This is a genomic window from Rhodococcus sp. As11 (assembly GCF_048957735.1).
In the GTDB taxonomy this organism is placed as follows: domain Bacteria; phylum Actinomycetota; class Actinomycetes; order Mycobacteriales; family Mycobacteriaceae; genus Rhodococcus; species Rhodococcus gordoniae.
The window spans coordinates 1-21,339 of sequence record NZ_JARDJE010000004.1 but is presented as its reverse complement, the minus strand read 5'-3'; the positions used below and the strand labels follow the sequence as shown (position 1 = coordinate 21,339).

Here is a 21,339-nt window from a genome sequence, read left to right as displayed (position 1 = left end):
TTTTCTTCGACTTGTCTAAGGTTCCCCTGTAATAATGGATATTGTCATGGATGGGAAAGTGAGATTTGACCCTGATTCTTTTCGGGGTGAGAGTGGTGTCTGAATAGGAGTATTCAGCGTGACTCTTCCGGGGAATTCCTGGGCGCGGGTCGACCTGGGAAGAGCACCGAGTCGGTGTGGCCAGTGTCGGCGTCAACGTGGGGTGATAAGGCGAATGCGGGCGGGCGAAGCGCGGGCCGCATCTAGTCTTTGGCAGGATGGGTCCCGCAGCGATCCGGCTTCGGGGTCGCTCCGTTACGAGGACCCACGAAGGAGGTACGGCAAGCGTGAGCATTCTGCTGCGGGAGGTCATCGACATTCCTGAACGCGTCGGCGCCGACGACTACGTGCTGCGCTTGACCGACAGCACCGACGACGCGCACATTCGCGCGACGGTCGAGGCGTACGTGCTCACCGAGTCGCTCAAAGACAACTTCGCGTCCGCGATTTCCCTGATCTCCGACGCGATACGCAGGAAGACCTCGCGCGGCGCCTACCTTGCCGGTTCGTTCGGCTCCGGTAAATCGCACTTCATGGCCGTGCTCTATGCCCTGCTCGGCAACCACCCGGCCTTGCGCACCGAACGGTTCCGTGACCTCACCGACCGATACGACGCCGACATCGCCGGCAAGAAGATCCTCAGCCTCACCTATCACTTCCTCGGCACCAAGTCGATGGAAGAGGCGATCTTCCGCGGCTACATCGACCAGATCCGACTCCTCCACCCCGAGGCGCCGCTACCCGCGTTGCACATCTCCGACACTCTTCTCGCCGATGCCGAGCACCTGCGAGAGAAGATGGGTGACAGCCCGTTCCTCGCCGGACTCGGTGGCGACAGCGCAGGCGGAGACGACGCGTGGGGCGGACTGGTCTCAGACAGTTGGACGCTCGAGCGCTACCAAGCCGGACTTGCTGCAAGTGCCGAGAGCGAGTCGCGCAAAGAACTTGTCTCCGCGCTGGTGCGCAACTACTTCTCGTCGTTCCTCGAGCAAGCCGAGTACCTCGACCTGGATCGGGGGCTCAGCGTCATTTCCGAGCACGCCCGAGGACTCGGCTATGACGCGGTGGTGCTGTTCCTCGACGAACTGATCCTCTGGCTGATCTTCTACGTGCGCAACAACGAGATCTTCAGCCGCGAATCGCAGAAGATCACCAAGCTCGTCGAAGGCTCCGGCAACCCGCGGCCGATTCCCCTGGTCTCCTTCATCTCGCGGCAGATGGACCTGCGCAAGTGGCTCGCCGATGCCGGCGCCTCCGGTGCTGAGCAGGACGCATCCGATCGTGTACTGCAATACCAGCAGGGCCGGTTCCGCACCATCGAACTCGGCAACGACGATCTCGCCGAAGTCGCGAACATCCGCCTGCTGCAACCGAAGAACGATGAAGCCGAACAGGCTCTCGACGAGGCATTCCGCACCGTCACGCGCAGCCCCGAAGTGTGGGACGTGCTGCGTGATTCGATGAACACCACCGAGGAACATCGCGGATCCTCCGAGCAGGAGTTCCGGCTCACCTACCCGTTCTCGCCCGCACTGGTGTCCACGCTGCGCGAACTCGCCTCCGTGATGCAGCGCGACCGCACCGCGCTGAAGGTGATGCAGCGCATGCTCGTCGAACGCCGCGACACCCTCACCACCGCCGACCTCATCCCCGTCGGCGACGCCTTCGGACCCATCGTCGACGGTGAAGAACCGATCGACGGTGTGGCATCCACCCTGTTCAAGGCGGCCGAATCGCTCTACCGCGACAAGATGCTTCCCCTGCTGCTCACCCGCCACCAGGTGACCCAGGAGCAACTCGACACCGACCCCGACTCGGTACCCGCCGGGTTCCGCGCTCACGACCGGATCGCCAAGACCCTGTTGCTGTCCGCCATCGCTCCGAAGGTCCCGGCGCTGCGTGACATCACCGCCTCCCGGCTCGCGGCCCTCAACCACGGATCCATCAAGACCCGCATGAAGGGTGGCGAAGCCCGCGTCGTCCTGGGCGTGGTCCGTGAATGGGCCAAGGACATCCCCGAGATCACCGTCTCCGAGGGCGCCAACCCGATCATTCGGGTGCAACTCTCCAACGTCGACTACAACTCCGTCCTCGAACGCATCCGCGGCGAAGACAACTCCGGCAAGCGCAAGGTGCTCATCCGCACCCTCGTGCACAAGGCGCTCGGCGTCGACACCAGGCAGGACGATCTCGCCGGCGGCGCCACACGCACCGTCATCTGGCGCGGTTCCCGTCGTGAGGTCGATGTGGTGTTCGGAAACGTCCGCGACGCCTCGTCGGTGCCCGAACAGAACTTCGACAATCGACCGGGCACCTGGCGGCTCGTCGTCGACTACCCCTTCGACGAGGGAGAATTCTCGGCGGCCGACGACATCGCCCGCATCGACCGACTCCTCTCCGGCGGCGACCGGCACACCATCGTGTGGTTGCCGAAGTTCTTCTCCGACGAGGCCAGGCAAGACCTCGCCCTGCTCGTCAAGCTCGACTGGCTGTTCGGCGGCACCGGGGATCGCTGGCAGGAGAACACCGACCACCTGTCACCCGCCGACCGGGCGCAGGCCCGAGGCATCCTCGAGAATCTCTACCGGGGAACCCTCAATGCCTTCGAGCGGCTTCTCGAGCAGGCCTACGGCATCGAAGCGGCCGACCCGAAGTACTTTGTCGACGACCCCGGCCACACTGAGATCCTCACCTCCCTCAGCAAGGACTTCAGCCCGAAACTACCCACCGCAGTGAACCTGCGGGACGCCTTCGACAAGGTCATCGACCAGGCATTCACGGCGCTGTATCCGAACCATCCGCAGTACCCGAGCCCGGACGACGAGGTCACCACTCGTCACTACGAGATCGTGCGCGGTTTCGTTGAAGAGGCGGTCGCGGATCGCCAGGGCCGGGTACCCACAGCCGGCGCCGAACGCAAGGTCGCGCAGCGCATCGCAGCGCCGCTGAAGGTGGGCAAAGCCACCGAAGACCACTTCCTGTTCGGTGAAGACACCTTCGCGTACTGGGCCGGCGAACTCGACCGAGCGGCCGCAGACACCGACCGCGTCACCGTCGGCGTGCTGCAGCACCACATCGACTCGATCAGTCCCGCGTGGGGACTGCGGCCCGAAGCGCGCGACCTGATCGTGGCTGCGTGGGTGCTGCTCCGGAAACGTGCGTGGTTCGAGGCGGGTGCGCCCGTCCCGGCACCGCCGCTCGGACGGATGCGCGAGAGCATCGAACTGCGCGCCGAGGAACTGCCCGAACAGGCGGCGTGGGACGCCGCCCGCACCACGGTCAGCTACCTACTCGGCTACACGATGCCGCGCACCTTCCTCACGGGTGCGAACGTCGCAGACTTCGCGCAACAGGTACGCGCCAGGGCGGGGGAGAAGACCGCCGATCTCCGGCAGCTTGCCGACCGGCTGGCCGACGCCCACCGAGTCCTGAAACTGGACGTCACCGACACCGACCGGATCAGCGTCGCTCGGGCGCTCGCCGACTACCTCGACACCCTGGCCGGCACCTCCGGTAACGTCGCGCTCATCGACCTGCTCGCCACCGAACCTGTGCCGGGCTCGGCGGAATCCGCCGGTCGGATGCGGACGGAAGCGGCGCACGACGCAGCAGCGTTGCGAGGCTTCCAATGGAAACTGGTCGGAGCATTGCTCGCCGGTGCCGAAGCCGACGGTGAGCGAGGCGAATCCGCGCGGGTGATCGTGAAGAAGCTGAAGGAGCTGATCACCACTCCGGGAGTTTCCCTGGCCGACCAGCTCAACCGCACGGAGACCCGAGTGGTCGAGTGGGTAGTGAGCGAACGCATCGACGACGATCCCGACGATGACACTGACGACGAAATCGAGGACGACACCTCGGATGACGAGGTCGTTACGGACCCCGACGAAGTGACCCTTGACGATATCGATGACATCGAAAATGTCACCAAACGACTGCGCGCAGCCCACAAGAAGCATGGCAAACGCCTGCACGTGAAGTGGTGGGTGCAGTGAACACGCTCACCGCTACCCGTCCGATCATCACCGCCAAGCTCGCGAAAGCCGTCGAAAAGCGCTACACGAGCGGTGTTCTCGGTCTCCGTGCCGCGCCTGCGTGGGACGGCAGTACCTTCCAGCACGACGGAACCCCGGTGACGGTCGTGCCGTGCCCATCCACCCTCGCCGTGTGGGAGGCCCTCGAATCCCGCGCCGACAACCAGTGGCTCGTCATCCTCACCCCCGTCGACGACAAGGATCTCGGTGACGGGGTACTGTCCCACCTCATCGACGGCCGGCTCCTCAGCCCCGACCCGTGGGACGCGCTGCGTTCGACGTTCGCGGCCACCACCATCGAGCCCGCCCTCTACCGAGTACCCAACGACCGGGCCTTGGCTCTCGGATTGCTCGCGGCGATTCCCGCCGCCGCGATCACCCCCGCGCCGGGTGGTGTGCTCACCCGCGCGCACGTGATGTCCACCCTCGCGCGCACCGTACTCGCGATCACCGACGATCCTGCCACCGAGATCGACACCTTAGCGATCCTCGAATGGAGCCGTCGTGCCGACGTGAGCGACAACCTCGCTCGGCTCCGCGCAGATGGAGGCACCGAGGTCACGCAGACGGTCGCCGCATGGCTTGCCGAACGAGCAGGGCGACTCAGCAAACCCGTGGCGGCGCTACTGAAAGCCCAGCGGATCACCGAGCTTGTGCCACTCGGTCTCATTGCGGGGTTGTTCTCCGACCCCACCACTCATCTCAAACTCGGAGTATTTCTCGAGCGCTTCGGCCTCGACAGCCTCAGTGCCGACGATCTCGCCGCGTGGTACGACGACACCTCGGGCCTGGTTGTCGGCAGCCTCGTCGAACGGGAACGCCGCGCGGTTCTCGAATCCGCAGCCGCACACGTGCGCGAGCTGAACGTCGAACATCTCGCCGAGAGGTCCGAACTTCTTCCCCAGGGTTTGACCGCCCGCCTCGACGAGCTGGCGAAGGCCATCGAGAACGCCCTGCCCGCCGCCGCCCGCGGACCGAAACATGAGGGCATCGACGGTGTCGAACGGGCATGGGAGGAGGTGCTGCAACATCTGTCCGCCCGCACCTCCGCCTCCTGCCGAGCGGCCGAAGCCGCCGTGCGGTTGCTGCGGTGGCTCGCCGTGGACACCCCGGCCGACGGTGGGCTCGACACGTTGACCCGCCGATATGTCGACGTCGACGGCTGGGTCGATGCCGCCCTCGTGACCGCGCATCGCGGTTCGGATCATCGGCGTCTCGCCGAGGCGATCACCCAGGTCATCGCCTTGGTCACCGCGCACCGCCGCGGTCACGATCGTCGGTTTGCAGCCGCCCTCGCCGACACGCCGCACCCCACCGGCGTACTCGTCGAACAGTTACTGCCCACCGTGGTGCTGCCCCTGGCCAAGTCGACGCCCACGCTGCTGATCGTGGTCGATGCGTTGTCGGTCGCGGCCGCAACGGAACTTGCCGCGGCCGCCGCAGAATCCGGCTGGATGGAGGCGGGTGTCCTCGGATCCTCCCGGCGAACGGGCGCACTTGCGGTCCTGCCCACCCTCACGCAGCGGAGCCGCTGTTCACTGTTGTCCGGTGAACTGCGGGAAGGAAACGACGCCGCCGAACGCACCGGATTCCTCAAGCTCCTGCGAGACGCGAAGCTGGAAGCGGCACCGGGGCGCACCGACCCGATCTTCCACAAGAAGGCACTCGACACCGTGCCCGCCGGCGCGGATCTGGCCACCGACGTCGCCAATGCCATCGCCGACACCACCGGACGCCCGCTGGTGGCTACGGTGCTGAACTTCGTCGACGACACCCTCCACCACACCGACCCGGGCGGAACCAACTGGGGCATCGACACCATCACCCACCTGCGCCCACTGCTGCAGGCGGCGCAGCGAGCAGGTCGCGCTGTGATCATCACCTCCGACCACGGGCACATCATCGAGCGCCGCACCTCCGTCAAACGCGACCGTGTCACCGTGTACGGGCAGCGCGCACACGGTGACCTCGACCGGGTGGACGAGGGCGAGATCGTGGTGCGAGGGCCGCGGGTACTCACCGACAGTCGTTCGGTGGTGCTCGCCGTCGACGACACCATCCGCTACGGACCCGTCAACGCCGGTTACCACGGCGGGGCCAGTCCCGAGGAGGTGGTGGTGCCCGTGCTCGCTCTGCACACCGGAGTGCGTCCCGACACGCTCACCGCACTCGGTCCGGTCGAGCCACACTGGTGGCACAGTCCCGTCCGGGTCGATGCACCTCAGGTGCACCCCACACCGGCAGCGAAGCATGCGGCACCCACGCTCTTCGACAGCGAAGAACCCGTCGTTGCAGACGCCGGTGGGGATGTGGCGGATCAGGTGCTCGCCACCACGGTCTTTGCCGATCAGATCCGGCTGGCAGGCCGGATCGTGGTGCGTCCCGACCAGATTCGCGCGCTGCTGGCTGCACTGCTTGCGGCACCCGCGCGGGAACTGACCACCGCCCATGCCGCGGCGCTGCTGGGATTGACCCCGAGTCGTGTCGGTGGCGCGCTGCTGCAGGTCAAGCGAGTACTCGACGTCGAAGGCTACGAAGTATTGCTTCTCGACAGCGGGGTTGTCGGCCTCGACGAAGCCGCGCTGCGCGAACAGTTCGGGATCGGGTCGTGACCGCGGCGGTGTCGCCACGTCGGCGACGAGAAATCCTCGACGCGCTGCGCCGCGGTACCGTCCCCGCGAACGGACTCGACCAGCTCGCCGTCGGACTCGACCGGTTCGAATCCGAACTCGACGCCGAGCTCGAAGTGGTCGCCGGCGGGGGAGCGATGTTCAAGGCCGTGCGCGGCGACTACGGCTCCGGTAAGACGTTCTTCGCCCGCTGGCTCGCTGACCGCGCCACCAAACGCGGGTTCGCCGTCGCCGAAGTGCAGATCAACGAGATCGATACACCACTGCACAAGCTCGAAACCGTGTACCGGCGCAGCATCGAATCTCTGCGCACTGCCTCCATTCCGCCGTCCGCGCTGCGTCCGATCCTCGATGCGTGGCTGTTCACCATCGAAGACGACGCCACCCAGCAGGGCGTGAGCGTCGACGATCTCCTCGAACGTCGCCTCGCGGACGTCGCCGCGCGAGCACCGGTGTTTCCCATGGCAATTCGGGCCTACCGCCGGATGGTGGCAGAAGGGGACCACGACGGCGCCGACGGGCTGGTCGCCTGGCTCGGTGGCCAACCGCATGTCGCAGCATCGGTCAAGCGCCGCGCCGGCATCAAAGGCGACCTCGACCATTTCCTCGCGCTCGGCTTCCTCCGCGGCCTGCTCGCAGTGTTGGCTGACGCCGGCAACGCAGGTCTGCTCTTGGTGCTCGACGAGGTGGAAACTCTGCAGCGGGTGCGCTCGGACGCCCGCGCGAAAGCGCTCAATGCGCTGCGTCAGTTGATCGACGAGATCCACGATGGACACTTTCCGGGTCTGTACCTGCTGATCACCGGCACACCGGCATTCTTCGAAGGTCGGCAAGGCATCCAGCTGCTCCCGCCCCTGGCGGATCGGCTGCACACCGACTTCTCCCGAGATCCGCGCTTCGACAATCCGCGCGCCCCACAGTTGCGACTGACAGGCTTCGACCTCGACCGACTCGTCGAACTCGGGGGCCGTGTGCGCGAACTGTTCTGCTCCGGTATCGACGCGGGAGAACGCGTACGTTCGACGGTCGACGACGAGTTCCTGCGCCGCTTCGCGTCCGCTGTCGCCGGCAACCTCGGTGGACGAGTGGGGATCGCTCCGCGGCTGTTCCTGCGCAAGCTCGTGGACGTCCTGGACGTCGTCGAACTCCACCTCGATTTCGACCCGTACGCCGACTACGAGATCAGGATCGCGCCCACCGAACTGTCCGATGCCGAGCGGGAAGCATTATCGGCGGACGACATCGACCTCAACCTCTGAGGGCCGGATGGGCCACGTGGTGCAACACCTCTCCGTGCGTGTTCCGTGGCACGATTCCGGTTGGAACGGGACGATCTGCGCGGATCCCGCACGCAACACATCTTGTGTGTTGCTCAACGGGATCGGTCCCAAACGGGACGACGCATACGAACAGAAGCGAGCAGGTCTTCCCCTGACCAGCCTGGGAATTCCGTGGCCGCCCTGCGTAGCGGAGCGAGGAACGTTCCTGAACCCCTACTCGGTGCCAGTGCCGAAGCGTCACCCGTACCGATGGAACGAGGCGCTTCAGGGCATCACCTCCGAAACGCTGACGTTGCCTGCATGGTCTGTACACGCCACTCCGTACTACTGGATGATGGCAGAGAACGCGCCGACGCTGGCCGAGGAACACAGGATCGTCGGATACGACGCACGCCGCGAGTCCGAAGCATGCAAGGCACTCGGATTCAACCCACGACAACAAACCTGGTTGTTGCATGGGGACAACCAACAGGCCCTCATCGAAACGTTCTTTCGCGACGTCACCGTCGGTCGGTCCCTGGTCTTCTTCTATCTACGTCATTCGCCCTTCGATGATGTCGGCCGAATCCTGGTCGGCGCGGCCCTCATCCGACGGATCGCGCTACCCGGGCGTTGGCCGACCCATGCGCCGGTACCATTCCCGAATCACATGTGGGAAACGACGCTCGAGCACACCTTACGTCCGGACGGAAGCGGCGGAATGCTACTGCCGCTCCAGCAACTCGCAAAGCTCGCCGAGGACGGACACGACGTCACCACCGCACTGGCACCGCCCATTCAGCGCGACCGTGAATTCTCCTACGTCACCGAGCATGTCGCCGCGGATACCGCGGTCGAGTCCCTGATGGCGTTGCGCGCGGCAGCAGATGCTGCGGAACAGCTCGGATGTCCGGTACCTCAAGAGTCCTTGTACTGGCTCGACGATCAACTCGCCCAGACCTGGGAACGTCGTGGTGTCGCTCCCGGTCTTCCCGCCGTAGTCGGGAGGCTCGGGTTCCGGCATCCCGCGTACACGGCACGTCTGATCACCACAGCGACCGATGAAGGGAACGACCCCTGGGACGTCCTGGAACGCAGCATGGCCGAAAACGGAGGTTCCCCCCGCATCGATGAGTTGTTCACCGCTGAGCGACGCCAACAGTGGAGTGAATTGGACCGGGACGAGAAGCATGCCTTGCGCCTACTCTCGCGGTTCGATCTCTCACGGACACAACTCGATGCTGTTCTCGACCAGGAATCGGGCGTGCCCCTGACGATCGGCGACCTGCTCGACGATCCTTACCACCTGGTCACGCACACCCTCGACGACGAACAACCCATCCTGTTCGATGTCGTCGACCGTGGCTGCTACGGCGTCGGCGATGTCCTCGCGCGGCATCCGTTACCGGCGACCTGCCCATTCGATCACCCTGCCGACCACCGTCGGATCGAAGCACTGATCGCCGAGGAGCTGCGACTCGCGGCCCGGGACGGGCACACACTCCTGCCGGTGCCCACGGTGCTCGCCAGGATCGCTGCCCGCACGCTCGTGCGTCCTCCCGACGTCGACGAAGCGTTGCTGCGTTACCTGGAGATTCATCCGGACGCCGAGTGTTTCGCCCCCGACACCGAGGCGAACTGGCCGGTGATAGCACGAACCGAGCTGGCAGACGGCACCGGCGCTTACAAACTGCGCTCCCTCCTGAGAGTTCGTGAGACGGTGCGCGACATGGTCGACGAGTTGCAGTCCCGCCCGCGACACAGCGCCCCGAGGGATCTCGCCGCCGGATTGCGAGGAGTGTTGAAAGATCTGCCGGACGGGGGAGTTGCGGACCGCGACGAGGAAACGCGGGCGCAGCAGGAGAAACTCGTGGCTCTCACCGAGATGTACGAAAGCCGGTTCACGATCCTCAACGGACGGGCCGGGACCGGGAAGACCACATTGATCCGGGCCCTGGTGTCCCGTCCCGAGTTCCACTGTGAAGGGGTTCTGCTGCTGGCGCCGACAGGGAAGGCACGCGTGCAGCTGAGCAACAAGGTGGGCGTCGAGGCTCAGACGATAGCCCAGTTCCTCACCCGGGCGGAGCGGTTCGATCCGGTCACGGGCCGCTACACCTGTACCGGAGAGACATCGTCGCGTTCCCGGTACGGCCTCGTCGTGGTGGACGAAGCGTCCATGCTCACCGAGACCATGCTGGCTGCTCTCGTCGACGCGCTCGACCTTCCCGACCGTCTGATTCTGGTCGGCGACCCCCGTCAACTCCCGCCGATCGGAGACGGTCGCCCCTTCGTCGACCTGGATCGCGCCGCCCGTCGCCGGTACAGCGGCGGATGGCCCCGAACCGCACCCGGCTGGGTGGAACTGACGGTGCGCCGCAGGCAGAGCGGTGCGCGGCGCGACGATCTGATGTTGGCCGACTGGTTTTCGGGCGGCGATCCGTCAGGTGAGGGTGTGTGGGAGCGACTGCGTCGCGGGGACGCGATGGACACGCTGCGGGCAGTGCACTGGGCCGGTCGACGCCCTGAAGAGGTTCTCGAGCAGGTTCTCGAAGAGGAACTCGGCGTACGGCGCGACGATGGCGGTCGCTCGTTCGCCGCGTCCTACGGGGCTACTGTCGGCCAGGAAGTGCGGTACGACCGCGCGGCCGAGAAACTCGAAAAGTGGCAGGTCCTCTCGCCGTTGCGTAATTTCGGAGCAGGGTCGGTGCGGCTCAACCGGCACATGAAGGAGACCTATCGTCGGGTCGACCTGATGCGGGCGCTCGAAGCCAATGCTCACCGCCGAATCCCTCGGCCGATCGGCTCGGAACGGATCGTGTTCGGAGACAAGGTCGTCAACCTCAGGAATCGTAAGGACGCGTCCTTTCGCACCACTACGGGCGAGGACGATGAAGCGTATCTGGCGAATGGCGAGATCGGGGTCGTGGTCGGTGACGTTCGGACCCCCGGAACACAGTTCGCTCCCGGACGGACCGTCGTAGAGTATTCGAGCCAAGTCGGGCGACGTTTCGATGCCGGCGGAGGCGGTGCGGACGATACTCCACCCATCGAGCTGGCGTGGGCGTTGACCGTCCACAAGGCACAAGGATCCGAATTCGATCTCGTGATCGTCATGCTGCCCGCACGAGTGGCACGGGTGTCGCGCGAGATGATCTATACCGCTCTGACACGACAGACGTGTCGAGTGGTTCTGTGTCATGAGGCACCTCTGGACGAGCTTGCCGATTGGAAGCACGACACGCGGTCCGACACCTGGCGCAGACTGACGGATCTGACCATTCCGCCCACTCCGGCCCAGATCGCGGTTCCCACCCTCGGTTTGCCGAGCCGCGCGGAAGACGCGGGGTACAAGCACATCACCCGGAACGGGATCCGTGTCCGCAGCAAGAACGAACTGATCATCACGCAGATTCTCGACTATCTGGTTCCAGGCGCCTGGGAGTACGAGGAAGAACTGGTCCTCGGCGGCATCCCGATCAGACCGGATTTCACCATCAGAACTCCCGACGGTCGCACCGTCTTCTGGGAACACCTCGGGATGCTCGACGATGCGGGATACGCAGCATCCTGGGAGCGTAGGCGCGCCCTGTACACCGAGCATGGCATCACCGAGGGCGGCGGACCGCGAGGCGTGCTCTTCACGACCGACGATCGGGACGGGGTCGATGTCCGAAAGTGGGAAGAACAAGCTGCACGAGTGCTGTTCCTGCTCGACGAGGATCGTCCCCCATCCACGGCCACAGCGGAGGGGGACGTGCAACCCGAGGACGTCGCCGCACCGGCAGTCGCGGATCTTCCGGAGGAGCAAGCAGCGGACGAACCGTCGGACACCGACGATACGAGCACAGGGTCTCCGCTGCGCGGCGCTGCCAAGCGCGCGGCCGAGAAGTTCGAGCAGTTGACGGACAGGATGCCCAAGCCTCGGATCCGGAAACTGCCATGGAAGCGTGACTCGTGATCGCCGACCCGTTCGAACTCCTGCATCCCGGCGTTCAGTACCACCTCGCGAACACTTTGCGCTGGAACGGCCTTCGTCCCACCCAGGCGGCGGCAGTCGAACCGATCCTCGCCGGTGACGATGCACTGGTACTCGCTCCCACCGCGGGTGGGAAGACCGAAGCCGCAGCCTTCCCGTTGCTCTCGGCGATGGCCGAGCAGGACTGGCAGGGCACCTCGGTGCTGTACGTGTGCCCGCTACGGGCACTGCTCAACAACCTCCAGCCGCGCCTCCACAGCTACGCCCAGTGGCTCGGTCGCACCGCCGCCGTGTGGCACGGAGACGTGCCCCAGTCCGCACGGCAGCGGATCCTGCGCGAACGCCCCGACATTGTGCTCACCACACCGGAATCCCTCGAGGCGATGCTGGTGTCCACCAAGGTCGACCCGCGCGTGCTGTTCGCCGGATTGCGGGCCGTCGTCGTCGACGAGGTGCACGCGTTCGCCGGCGACGACCGGGGCTGGCACCTCCTCGCCGTGCTCGAACGACTCGCACGTATCGCCGACCGCCCGCTGCAGCGTATCGGCCTGTCCGCAACGGTCGGCAACCCCGACGAACTGCTTCAGTGGTTGCAGGGAGGGGTCCCCGGCCGTCCTCGTCGAGTCGTCGACCCCGCGGTGGGTGCTGCGGCTTCCTCACCCGAGATCACCGTCGACTACGTCGGGTCTATCGACAATGCCGCAACGGTCATCGCCGCCCTGCATCAGGGAGAAAAGCGACTGGTGTTCGTCGACTCGCGGCGCCGAGCCGAAGAACTCGGCGCGGCACTGAGGGAACGCGGAGTGACAACTTTCCTCTCTCACTCGTCGCTCTCGGCCGCCGAACGGCGGCGCTCCGAAGCGGCCTTCGCCGATGCTCGGGACACGGTGATCGTTGCGACGTCCACCCTCGAACTCGGTATCGATGTCGGCGACCTCGACCGCGTCATCCAGATCGGTTCTCCCCGTACCGTCGCGTCGTTCCTGCAGCGGCTCGGCCGCACCGGGCGTCGTCCGGGCACTGTCCGCAACTGTTTGTTCCTCGGCATCGACGACGAACAGGTGCTGCTCACCCTGGGAATGCTCGAATGTTGGTCGCGGGGATGGGTCGAACCGATCGTCGCCCCACCGTCCCCTCGGCACATCGCTGCCCAGCAGATGTTGGCGCTATGTCTGCAGGAACACCGGCTGGGGGAGAAGAGCTGGCGGGACTGGTGGGGATCGCTGCCCATCTTCGACGAGCACGCCGACGAGATCATGGCGTTTCTCTGCTCGGAGGGGTTCTTCGAGCGGGACGAGAGCTTCCTGCACATCGGTCCCGAGGCCGAGCGCCGGTTCGGACGTCGGTACTTCTCCGACCTGACCGCCGTCTTCAGCGCGCCACCCGAGTTCACGGTGCTGGCCGGCCGCAATGAGGTCGGCACCGTGGGTACCGACCTGCTCGTCGAAGAGGTCGACGGACCCCGCGTGTTGTTGCTCGGTGGTCGCTCATGGCTGGTGACCCACGTCGATTGGCAACGACGACGGTGCTTCGTCGAACCTGTGGACGGTGGCGGCAAGGCGAAGTGGTCCGGCACCGGTAGCGGAGTGAGTTTCGACGTCACGCAGGGGATGCGCGCAGTGCTCCTCGGCGTCACGCCTACCGGCGTGACTCTCACCCGACGCGCAGACAAAGTGCTTGAGGAACTGCGTCAGGGTTACGCGGACACCGTCGACGCGGCAGCGTCGGTGATGATGATGCCGTCGGAAGGGTCCGGCCGATGGTGGACCTGGGCAGGCACGGCTGCCAACCGTACGTTGCAGGCTTCGCTTCCCGCACTGGTGGATCCGTGCCAGCGGGTCGACGAGAAATCGTTGCGGTTGCTCCCAGGTATCACTCCGGCCGAGGTGCACGCGGCTCTGACCGACCCCGTGTGGACCGTCCCGCATGTCGCACCGAGCGCTGTGGCCGGACTGAAATTTTCTACAGCGCTACCACCGGGGCTGGCAGAGAAGACCCTCGCGGTGGGGGGGGGGGGGGGGCCCCCCCCCCCCCCCACACGGTTCCTACGCGATACGCTGCTCGCCGCCGGAAGGCTTCCACTTCATGTCGACGAACTGCTTGAACTCGGCGATGAGATCGCTGTTGTTCTCATGTGCTCGACGCGTGACCTCAAGGTTGGTGACACGGCCGCGTCCGAGTCCCGGAACAGTTCTCAACTGGTCCTTCGGAGTCTTGAGCAGCTTGCCCGTACTCAACGGCACCGCCCGCTCGAGCTGCGCGTAACCCAACACCTTCGTCTCGTAGTAGCGAGAGGCGGACATCAGCAAGGTGCGCCGTGCCCAGTCCCGGGGAACGAGTAGCAGAGGTTTGCTGGCTGCAACGGGAAGCTCGAACGCTTTGACGACCCAACTACGCCTAGAGGAATCCCAGGCCTGGCAGTTGAACGTCTCTACTCGGTGCCCACCGGAGGTGAACTCGGGATACTCATCCATCACATAAGACGTGAAGTCGGCCAACGCATCGAAAACGATGCGCGTGGTGATGTCCGAGGTGATGTCCCTGTCTATGCCCTCTATGAAGAGTGGCAACTCCTCGATCTCCCGGAAGATGCCAAGCACGATGAACGCTCTGAGATTCTCGTTGAGAGCTCGCCAAATCCAAAAGCCGACTTCCTCGGCTCCCCCATGCCCACTGAACCCACTCTTCGCAAGGCCCAGCCTTGTTTCCCAGGGCTCCGAAAACTGCCGAAGAAGCCACAACCCGTAGCGGGTATCGCCCCGGACGACGCAATCGAGGACTTCCTCAAAGAAGGTCCTGGTGCATTCGTTCGCCTTAGCGGCGAACGGATCCGATCGCTCATGGAGCCGAATGGCTCGCGGATCCAGGAACCACTTGTTGTCGACAGAGATGTCGACGTCCAGGAACGGCACGGAACCCGTGATCCCGTACGCGCTGGTGATAGGAGCCATCAGGCTACTCCTCATCCGGTAATTGGCCCGAGGATGAGGAGTAGAGGCACGCGCCTCTAGGGGACTCCGCTACGCTGAAGAAGACTCTCCAAGTCATCAACCGCGTCCTCGGACCGGTTCCTGGCCTGATCCCGTTGGCGCGGGATCAGGCCAGAAGTCTTTTAAGTGTCGCCGCCCTCCGGCTGGCTATCCGTAGTGCGCTTCGAGCGATTGCCCACAACTTCCACGCTTGGTCCGTTGAGGTCTATGCAAAGCATTCCGTCTTGCTCATAAGGCTTGTATCGCCTGCTGATGGTTGTGTCGATGTCATAGAACTGTGTGAACGCAGTCGCAGACATGATGACCTGACCCGTATCTTTCCGAGCGGACTGAGGTCGAATCGCGTACGCATGCGGCTGGTCGGACTCACGCAATGCAATGATCTTTTTTTCTTTGTCGAACAGGAGCTCCACCGATGCGGGCTCACCTATGAGCTTGTGGGCAGCCTTGTTGATTGAGAAGATTCCACGCTTCTGAATGGTGACGCTGGGTGCTTTGGCCAGCGGGGCCATCCTCTTGTCGAACACTTCGAATCCCATTGCTCCTCCTATGTCCGAAAAGTCTAGCAGACGAGGTTGCGTTGAAGTGTCACGCGAAGTTGTCGTCAAAGTTTTTCATCGTTGTTCGGAAGTTACGTAGGCGTAGGTTGTCGCCGGGTCGAGATCGTCGAACGCAGCCAGACTCGTGCGGTCTAGGGCTCGCTGCCGCACGAGTCGGCGTCACCGAACTTCTCGGAATAGGTCGACCAGACGGTCGTGATTGCCTGCAAGACCTCTAGGTCAACGCAAGAGCCAAGCATTGATCCTTTGCTTCGCCCAGCTTCCAGTGGAGCCCGTCTCAAGTTGCGCTCACGCTCTGTGTGATCTTCTGCGTGTCTTGCTTAGGAACGGACCCGTGAGATGGCTGTGCTGTTTGACGATCCTCAACCAGCACAGTTTCGAGTGCAGGACCACAGCGGGCAGCGACACCTCGCTTGCACCCAATGGTTGGTGCTCTGGTTGTCGAGTGAGATGTCAGCGGCAGCAGTTCGGGTCCAGCACCATCCGCAGGGCTTCGAGGGACTCGGCGCGGGCACGGTAGAAGACGTTCATTCCACGTCGTTCGGATTCGACCATGCCGGCCTTGCGAAGCTGGCCGAGGTGGTGGCTGACGGTGGATTCGGCCAGGTCGACGCCGCTGGCGAGATCGCAGGTGCATACCTCACCGCCGTCGGCGGTGAGCAGGATCGACATGAGCTTGATGCGGACCGGGTCCGCCAGAGCCTTCAGGCGCAGTGCGAGTTCGAGAGCTGCGTTGTCGCTCATAGGTGCGGCCGAAACCGGTTCGCAGCAGATCGGGGCACTGACATCGATCACGGGCAGAGCTTTCGGCATACTTCAAGCTTAGCCACTTACTTGACATATGTCGAAAAGGTGGCGCATCCTGTACGCGTCCAGTATTTCGACATATGTCACACAGGTGGAGGATGTCATGTCCCGCGCACAACTCGCCCTCAACGTCGACGACCTGCAAGAAGCGGTCGCCTTCTACACGAAACTGTTCGGCACCGAACCGGCCAAACTCAAGCCCGGCTACGCGAACTTCGCGATCGCCGAACCGCCCCTGAAGCTGGTTCTGCTCGAAAACCCCGGCAAGGGCGGCACCATCAACCACCTCGGTGTGGAGGTCGAGTCGAGCGAGAAGGTCCACGCTGAGATCGCCCGCCTCACCGGCGAAGGGCTGTTCACCGACGAGGAGATCGGCACCACCTGCTGCTTCGCTACCCAGGACAAGGTGTGGGTCACCGGTCCGGCCGGGGAGAAGTGGGAGGTCTACACCGTCCTCGCCGATTCGGAGACCTTCGGTTCGAGCCCCCAGCACCTCGACGATCCGGCCGCCGCGGAGGGTGGCGTGTGCTGCGGCACCGCCGCCGCCCCGACCGAGGACAAGCAGGAGGCGCCGACCGCACCGTCCTGCTGCTGAACAACACCCCTCGATGTCGGCCACCGGATTCGGGTGGCCGACATCGGTGTCTTCAGCGACGGAGCCGGTCGGCAAGCTCGGTGACACGAGCGGCAATGTCGTCGCGGACCAACCGCATCCGTTCGATGCCGTCGATGCCGCGCTCGGACGGCTCGTCGGTGTCCCAGTTCTCGAACCGTGTCCCGGCCACCGGATCGAGACGGGCTTCGCGGCCGAGGGTGACCACGAGATCGACGTCCCGAACCAGGTCGGGGTCGACCAGTGTCGGAGTCTCGCCCGCGATGTCGACACCGACTTCGAGGAGCACTTCGGCCGCCAGGGCATTGATACTGGCGCCGGGCTTCGTACCGGCGGAGTGCACCGCGACGGTGTCGCCGGCGGCGGCTTTCATCAGGCCGGCGGCCATCTGGGATTTTCCGCCGTTCTTCACGCAGACGAACAGCACCGAGGGTGTGCTCACGGTCGAGGTCCTTTCACGCAGATCAGGTGTCGAGGTCGAGGTCGGCGACGGCGGTCTTGGCGGTGCGGCCGACGCCGAGGATGGTGGCCGAACCGGGACCGGTCCAGTCGCCGTACCCGAGCAGGTGCAGGCGCGGTTCCTTGAGTGATCGGGTGCCGGCGACCGGCACCGTGCCGGTGTGATCGCGCAGCCGCAACGGCCGCAGGTGTGCGAGGGCGGGCCGAAATCCCGTGGCCCACAGCACGACATCGGCGTGCTGGTGACGCTGTCCCCACGCGATGCCGTCGCGGGTGAGCCGGTCGAACATCGGTAGCGCGGTCATGACGCCACGGTCGCGGGCGGCAAGCACCTCCGGGACCATCACGATGTCCCCCAGTGCGGCGATGCCACCGGGATCGGGCCGTCCGGCGGCCAGCGCGATCGCCCGGCGGGAGGCGAGTTCGAACAAGGCCCGGCCGTCGACGCCGTCCGCCAGGAATCGTGGGGGCCGGTTAGTGACCCAGATGGTTCTTGCGGTGGTGGTGATCTCGGCGACGAGTTGAGCGGCGGAGTTGCCGCCCCCGACGATCACCACATCGGCGCCGCTGAACTCGGCCGGACTACGGTAATCGACGGTGTGCAACTGCCGCCCGGTGAACACCTTCACACCTGGATAACTCGGGCAGAACGGCTGCTGCCAGGTACCGGTGGCGCTGATCACCCGACGCGTCCGCCACTGCCCGCGGTCGGTGTCGACGAGCAGGTCAGTATTGTCGCGCCGCACCGCCTGCACGCGCACCGGTCGCTCGATCGGCAGGTCGTAGCGGGTTTCGTAGGCGGAGAGATAGTCCACGACATGCCGTGCCGGTGGGAAACCGCCCGGCCAGCGGGGCATCGGCCACCCCGGCAGGGATGCGAATTCCGCCGGGGAGAACAGATGCAGCGACGGCCACATGTGCGGCCACGCCCCACCTGGCCGTTCCTGATCGTCGAGGATCACGAAGCGGTGCCCGGCCCGGCGCAGGTAGTAGCCGGCAGCCAGACCCGCCTGCCCACCGCCGATCACCACGACATCGACGTTCGTCATCGGAGAGCCTCGGGTCAGCGCGGGGTGGACGGGGCGGTCAACTCGGCGATGAGGGCTTCGACCTTGGCGCGGATGGCGTCCCGGATCGGGCGCACCGCCTCGAGGCCCTGCCCGGCCGGGTCGTCGAGCACCCAGTCGCGGTACGACTTGCCGGGGAACACCGGGCAGGTGTCCCCACAGCCCATCGTGATCACCACATCCGATGCCTGCACCGCCGCGGTGGTGAGGATCTTCGGGTTCTGACCGGAGATATCGATGCCGACCTCGGCCATCGCCACGACCGCGGCCGGGTTCACCTGCTCGGCCGGGGCGCTGCCGGCCGAACGCACCTCGATCCGGTCCCCGGCCAGAGCGGTGAGGAACCCGGCGGCCATCTGCGAGCGACCGGCGTTGTGGACACAGACGAACAACACACTCGGTGTGCTCACGGCTCAGACCTTTCGTGGCGCCGGCACCTGCGCCGACTCGTGACGGGTGAAGCGCTTCCGCAGGGCGAGTGAGACGTAGACCAGGGCAACCAGGACGGGAACCTCGATGAGCGGTCCGACCACCCCGGCCAGAGCCTGCCCGGAGGTCACCCCGAAGGTGCCGATCGCCACGGCGATGGCGAGCTCGAAGTTGTTGCCCGCCGCGGTGAATGCGAGCGTGGTGGTGCGTTCGTAGCCGAGGCCGATCGCGGCACCGAACAGGTATCCGCCGACCCACATGATCGCGAAGTACGCCAGCAGCGGCAGCGCGATCCGCACCACATCCAACGGGCGGGAGGTGATCTGCTCGCCCTGCAACGCGAACAGGATCACGATGGTGAACAGCAACCCGTAGAGCGCCCACGGCCCGATCTTCGGCAGGAAGGTGTCCTCGTACCAGGTGCGGCCCTTGGCTTTCTCGCCGAAGTAGCGGGTGAGGAACCCGGCGACCAGGGGAATGCCGAGGAAGATCAACACCGATTTCGCGATCTGCCACGGTGAGACGTCGAGGGCGGCCTGTTCGAGTCCGAGCCAGCCGGGGAGCACCGACAGGTAGAACCAGCCGAGCACGGCGAACATGATCACCTGGAAGACTGAGTTGATCGCCACCAGCACCGCCGCGGCTTCCCGGTCACCACAGGCGAGGTCGTTCCAGATGATGACCATCGCGATGCACCGGGCCAGACCCACAATGATCAGGCCGGTGCGGTATTCGGGCAGGTCCGGCAGCATCAGCCAGGCGAGCGCGAACATCAACGCCGGGCCGAGGATCCAGTTGAGGATCAGCGACGAGACCAACAGTTTGCGGTCGCCGGTGACGGTGTCGAGGCGGTCGTAGCGCACCTTGGCCAGCACCGGGTACATCATGATCAGCAGACCGAGGGCGATCGGCAGAGAAATGCCGTCGATCTCGATGAAACTCAGCGCTTCACCGAGTCCGGGAATCATCCGGCCGAGCAGCAGGCCCACGACGATGGCGGCGCCGATCCACACGGCCAGATACCGGTCGAGGGTCGACATCTTCCCGACGACCGCCGGGTGTTCGGTGTTCGTCGTGGTCATCGGGCCGGCTCCACGGCATCGTCGATCACAGTGCAGTCCGAACCCGGTAGGACCCCCACCTCGACAGAGAGCACGGCCGACAACTGGGCCAAGGCCGATGGGATCACCCGGTAGTACACCCACGTCCCGCGGCGCTCACAGTCGAGCAGGCCGGCCTCGCGCAGCACCTTGAGGTGATGTGAGATGGTCGGCTGGGACAGGTCGAAGGCCGGGCTGATATCGCACACGCAACTCTCGCCGCCCTGGTGGCTGGCGATCAGGCTCAGCATCCGCAGCCGTACCGGATCACCGAGAGCCTTGAACATCCGGGCCAGGTCTGCGGCCCAATCCGGCGTCAGTGGTTCCCGCGCCAGCGGAGCGCAACAGGCACCGCCCTTGGGATCTGCTTGTATCGACATACATCAATATTGACAGATATCGAATAGGACTCCAACTCGTCGGTTCTCATGGAGCCGTTCGTGGGCGATCCAGACCGTCGGCGCGGTATCACTACTACTTCAGGTGGCGATACAGCGTCGTGCGGCCGACACCGAGGATCTCCGCGATCTCGGTTTGACTCATCCCGTTGTCGCGCATCAGCTTCGCCTGCTTGATCTTCTTCGACGTCATCTTCGGCGGCCGGCCCCCGAGTCGGCCGCGGGCCCGGGCTGCGGCGAGGCCGGCCGAGGTGCGTTCGCGGATGAGATTGCGTTCGAACTCGGCGAGCGCGCCGAAAATGGAGAAGATCAGCTTGCCGCCGGCGGTCGTGGTGTCGATCGATTCGGTTACCGACCGGAACCCGATGCCGCGCTCTTCGAGGTCGGTGACCACTTGAAGCAGATGCGGCAGGGACCGGCCGAGGCGATCGAGGCGCCACACCACCAAGGTGTCCCCGGACCGAAGGTGAGAGAACAGGTCGTCGAGTTGCGGCCGGGCGGTGGTGGCACCGCTGGCGGTCTCGGTCCAGATCCGCGAACACCCCGCGGCCCTCAGCGCGTCGCTCTGCAGATCCAGGGTCTGATCGGTCGTCGAGACCCTCGCATAGCCCAAAAGTTCGGTCACAAGCTCGAAGTGTTCCATAACTCACCGACAAGCCTGGTTTTGAACCATTGGTTTTAGACATGAGTTTCGGAACAGACGTCGCGCCTGGTCGTCCGATTCGGTCGCGGATGTTTCATATACGTTCGTTTTCGGAACAAGATCAAGTCTGCGGACCGATCCTCAAACAGCACACCCCGAAGGGGCCCGGCACTCGATCGCGTCCTGGGGAAGACGCCCGTCCGACCGTCCTGTTTAACCGTCCTGCATGTCGGTCTCGAATAGCTGACTCAAACAGCACTTTCGTCGCCTCATGGACGGAATCCTGATCGGCTATGCCCGATGCAGCACCGCGGGCCAAGACCTGCGAGCGCAACGCA

The 21,339-nt window shown here is 65.0% G+C and carries 14 protein-coding genes; 6 read left to right on the top strand and 8 right to left on the bottom strand.

Annotated elements, in window-relative coordinates; all coding sequences use genetic code 11:
• Positions 1-326 precede the first annotated feature (326 nt).
• The 5 genes from PV766_RS06255 to PV766_RS06235 all read left to right on the top strand — a co-directional run bounded on the left by PV766_RS06255 (position 327) and on the right by PV766_RS06235 (position 14,277).
• The gene (locus tag PV766_RS06255) at positions 327-4,031 is read left to right on the top strand and encodes a DUF6079 family protein (protein WP_421096673.1); all 3,705 of its coding nucleotides are present in this window, start codon (positions 327-329) and stop codon (positions 4,029-4,031) included.
• Complete coding sequence (gene pglZ / locus PV766_RS06250) at positions 4,028-6,682, top strand: BREX-2 system phosphatase PglZ (protein ID WP_421096672.1); 2,655 nt, start codon at positions 4,028-4,030, stop codon at positions 6,680-6,682. Before PV766_RS06255 ends, pglZ begins: the two co-directional genes overlap by 4 nt.
• A complete protein-coding gene (brxD, locus tag PV766_RS06245) occupies positions 6,679-7,959 on the top strand; it encodes a BREX system ATP-binding protein BrxD (RefSeq protein WP_421096671.1) in 1,281 nt (426 codons plus the stop codon). The genes pglZ and brxD overlap by 4 nt, the downstream gene beginning before the upstream one ends.
• A gap of 721 nt (positions 7,960-8,680) precedes the next feature.
• Positions 8,681-11,917, top strand: a complete 3,237-nt coding sequence (locus PV766_RS06240; RefSeq protein WP_421096670.1) for an AAA family ATPase — start codon at positions 8,681-8,683, stop codon at positions 11,915-11,917.
• Entirely contained in the window at positions 11,914-14,277 is a 2,364-nt protein-coding gene (locus PV766_RS06235; protein WP_421096669.1) for a DEAD/DEAH box helicase, read from the top strand. The genes PV766_RS06240 and PV766_RS06235 overlap by 4 nt, the downstream gene beginning before the upstream one ends.
• Before the next feature lie 770 nt (positions 14,278-15,047).
• On the opposite strand, the gene PV766_RS06230 is transcribed toward PV766_RS06235, so the two are convergent.
• A complete protein-coding gene (locus tag PV766_RS06230) occupies positions 15,048-15,464 on the bottom strand; it encodes a hypothetical protein (RefSeq protein WP_421096668.1) in 417 nt (138 codons plus the stop codon).
• Between the two features lie 474 nt (positions 15,465-15,938).
• Positions 15,939-16,298, bottom strand: coding sequence for an Rv2640c family ArsR-like transcriptional regulator (locus PV766_RS06225; RefSeq protein ID WP_230825425.1), 360 nt, complete (start codon positions 16,296-16,298; stop codon positions 15,939-15,941).
• 97 nt (positions 16,299-16,395) lie between these two features.
• On the opposite strand from PV766_RS06225, the gene PV766_RS06220 reads away from it, so the two are divergent.
• Positions 16,396-16,887, top strand: a complete 492-nt coding sequence (locus PV766_RS06220; protein ID WP_230825422.1) for an ArsI/CadI family heavy metal resistance metalloenzyme — start codon at positions 16,396-16,398, stop codon at positions 16,885-16,887.
• 52 nt (positions 16,888-16,939) lie between these two features.
• Here the strand turns inward: PV766_RS06220 and PV766_RS06215 are convergent, their stop codons facing one another.
• The 6 genes from PV766_RS06215 to PV766_RS06190 all read right to left on the bottom strand — a co-directional run bounded on the left by PV766_RS06215 (position 16,940) and on the right by PV766_RS06190 (position 20,983).
• Positions 16,940-17,347 carry a low molecular weight phosphatase family protein gene (locus tag PV766_RS06215; protein ID WP_421096667.1) on the bottom strand — a complete coding sequence of 136 codons (408 nt, stop codon included), beginning with the start codon at positions 17,345-17,347 and terminating at the stop codon, positions 16,940-16,942.
• 22 nt (positions 17,348-17,369) lie between these two features.
• On the bottom strand, positions 17,370-18,413 hold the full coding sequence (locus PV766_RS06210; protein WP_230825418.1) for an ArsO family NAD(P)H-dependent flavin-containing monooxygenase: 1,044 nt from the start codon (positions 18,411-18,413) through the stop codon (positions 17,370-17,372).
• Between the two features lie 14 nt (positions 18,414-18,427).
• The gene (locus PV766_RS06205; RefSeq protein ID WP_256062354.1) at positions 18,428-18,841 is read right to left on the bottom strand and encodes an arsenate reductase ArsC; all 414 of its coding nucleotides are present in this window, start codon (positions 18,839-18,841) and stop codon (positions 18,428-18,430) included.
• A gap of 3 nt (positions 18,842-18,844) precedes the next feature.
• Positions 18,845-19,942 (bottom strand): ACR3 family arsenite efflux transporter, encoded by a 1,098-nt coding sequence (gene arsB / locus PV766_RS06200; protein WP_230825415.1) that lies wholly within the window; start codon positions 19,940-19,942, stop codon positions 18,845-18,847.
• Positions 19,939-20,340 carry an ArsR/SmtB family transcription factor gene (locus tag PV766_RS06195; protein ID WP_230825412.1) on the bottom strand — a complete coding sequence of 134 codons (402 nt, stop codon included), beginning with the start codon at positions 20,338-20,340 and terminating at the stop codon, positions 19,939-19,941. The genes arsB and PV766_RS06195 overlap by 4 nt, the downstream gene beginning before the upstream one ends.
• A gap of 94 nt (positions 20,341-20,434) precedes the next feature.
• Entirely contained in the window at positions 20,435-20,983 is a 549-nt protein-coding gene (locus PV766_RS06190) for a recombinase family protein (RefSeq protein ID WP_421096666.1), read from the bottom strand.
• Positions 20,984-21,339: the final 356 nt, after the last annotated feature.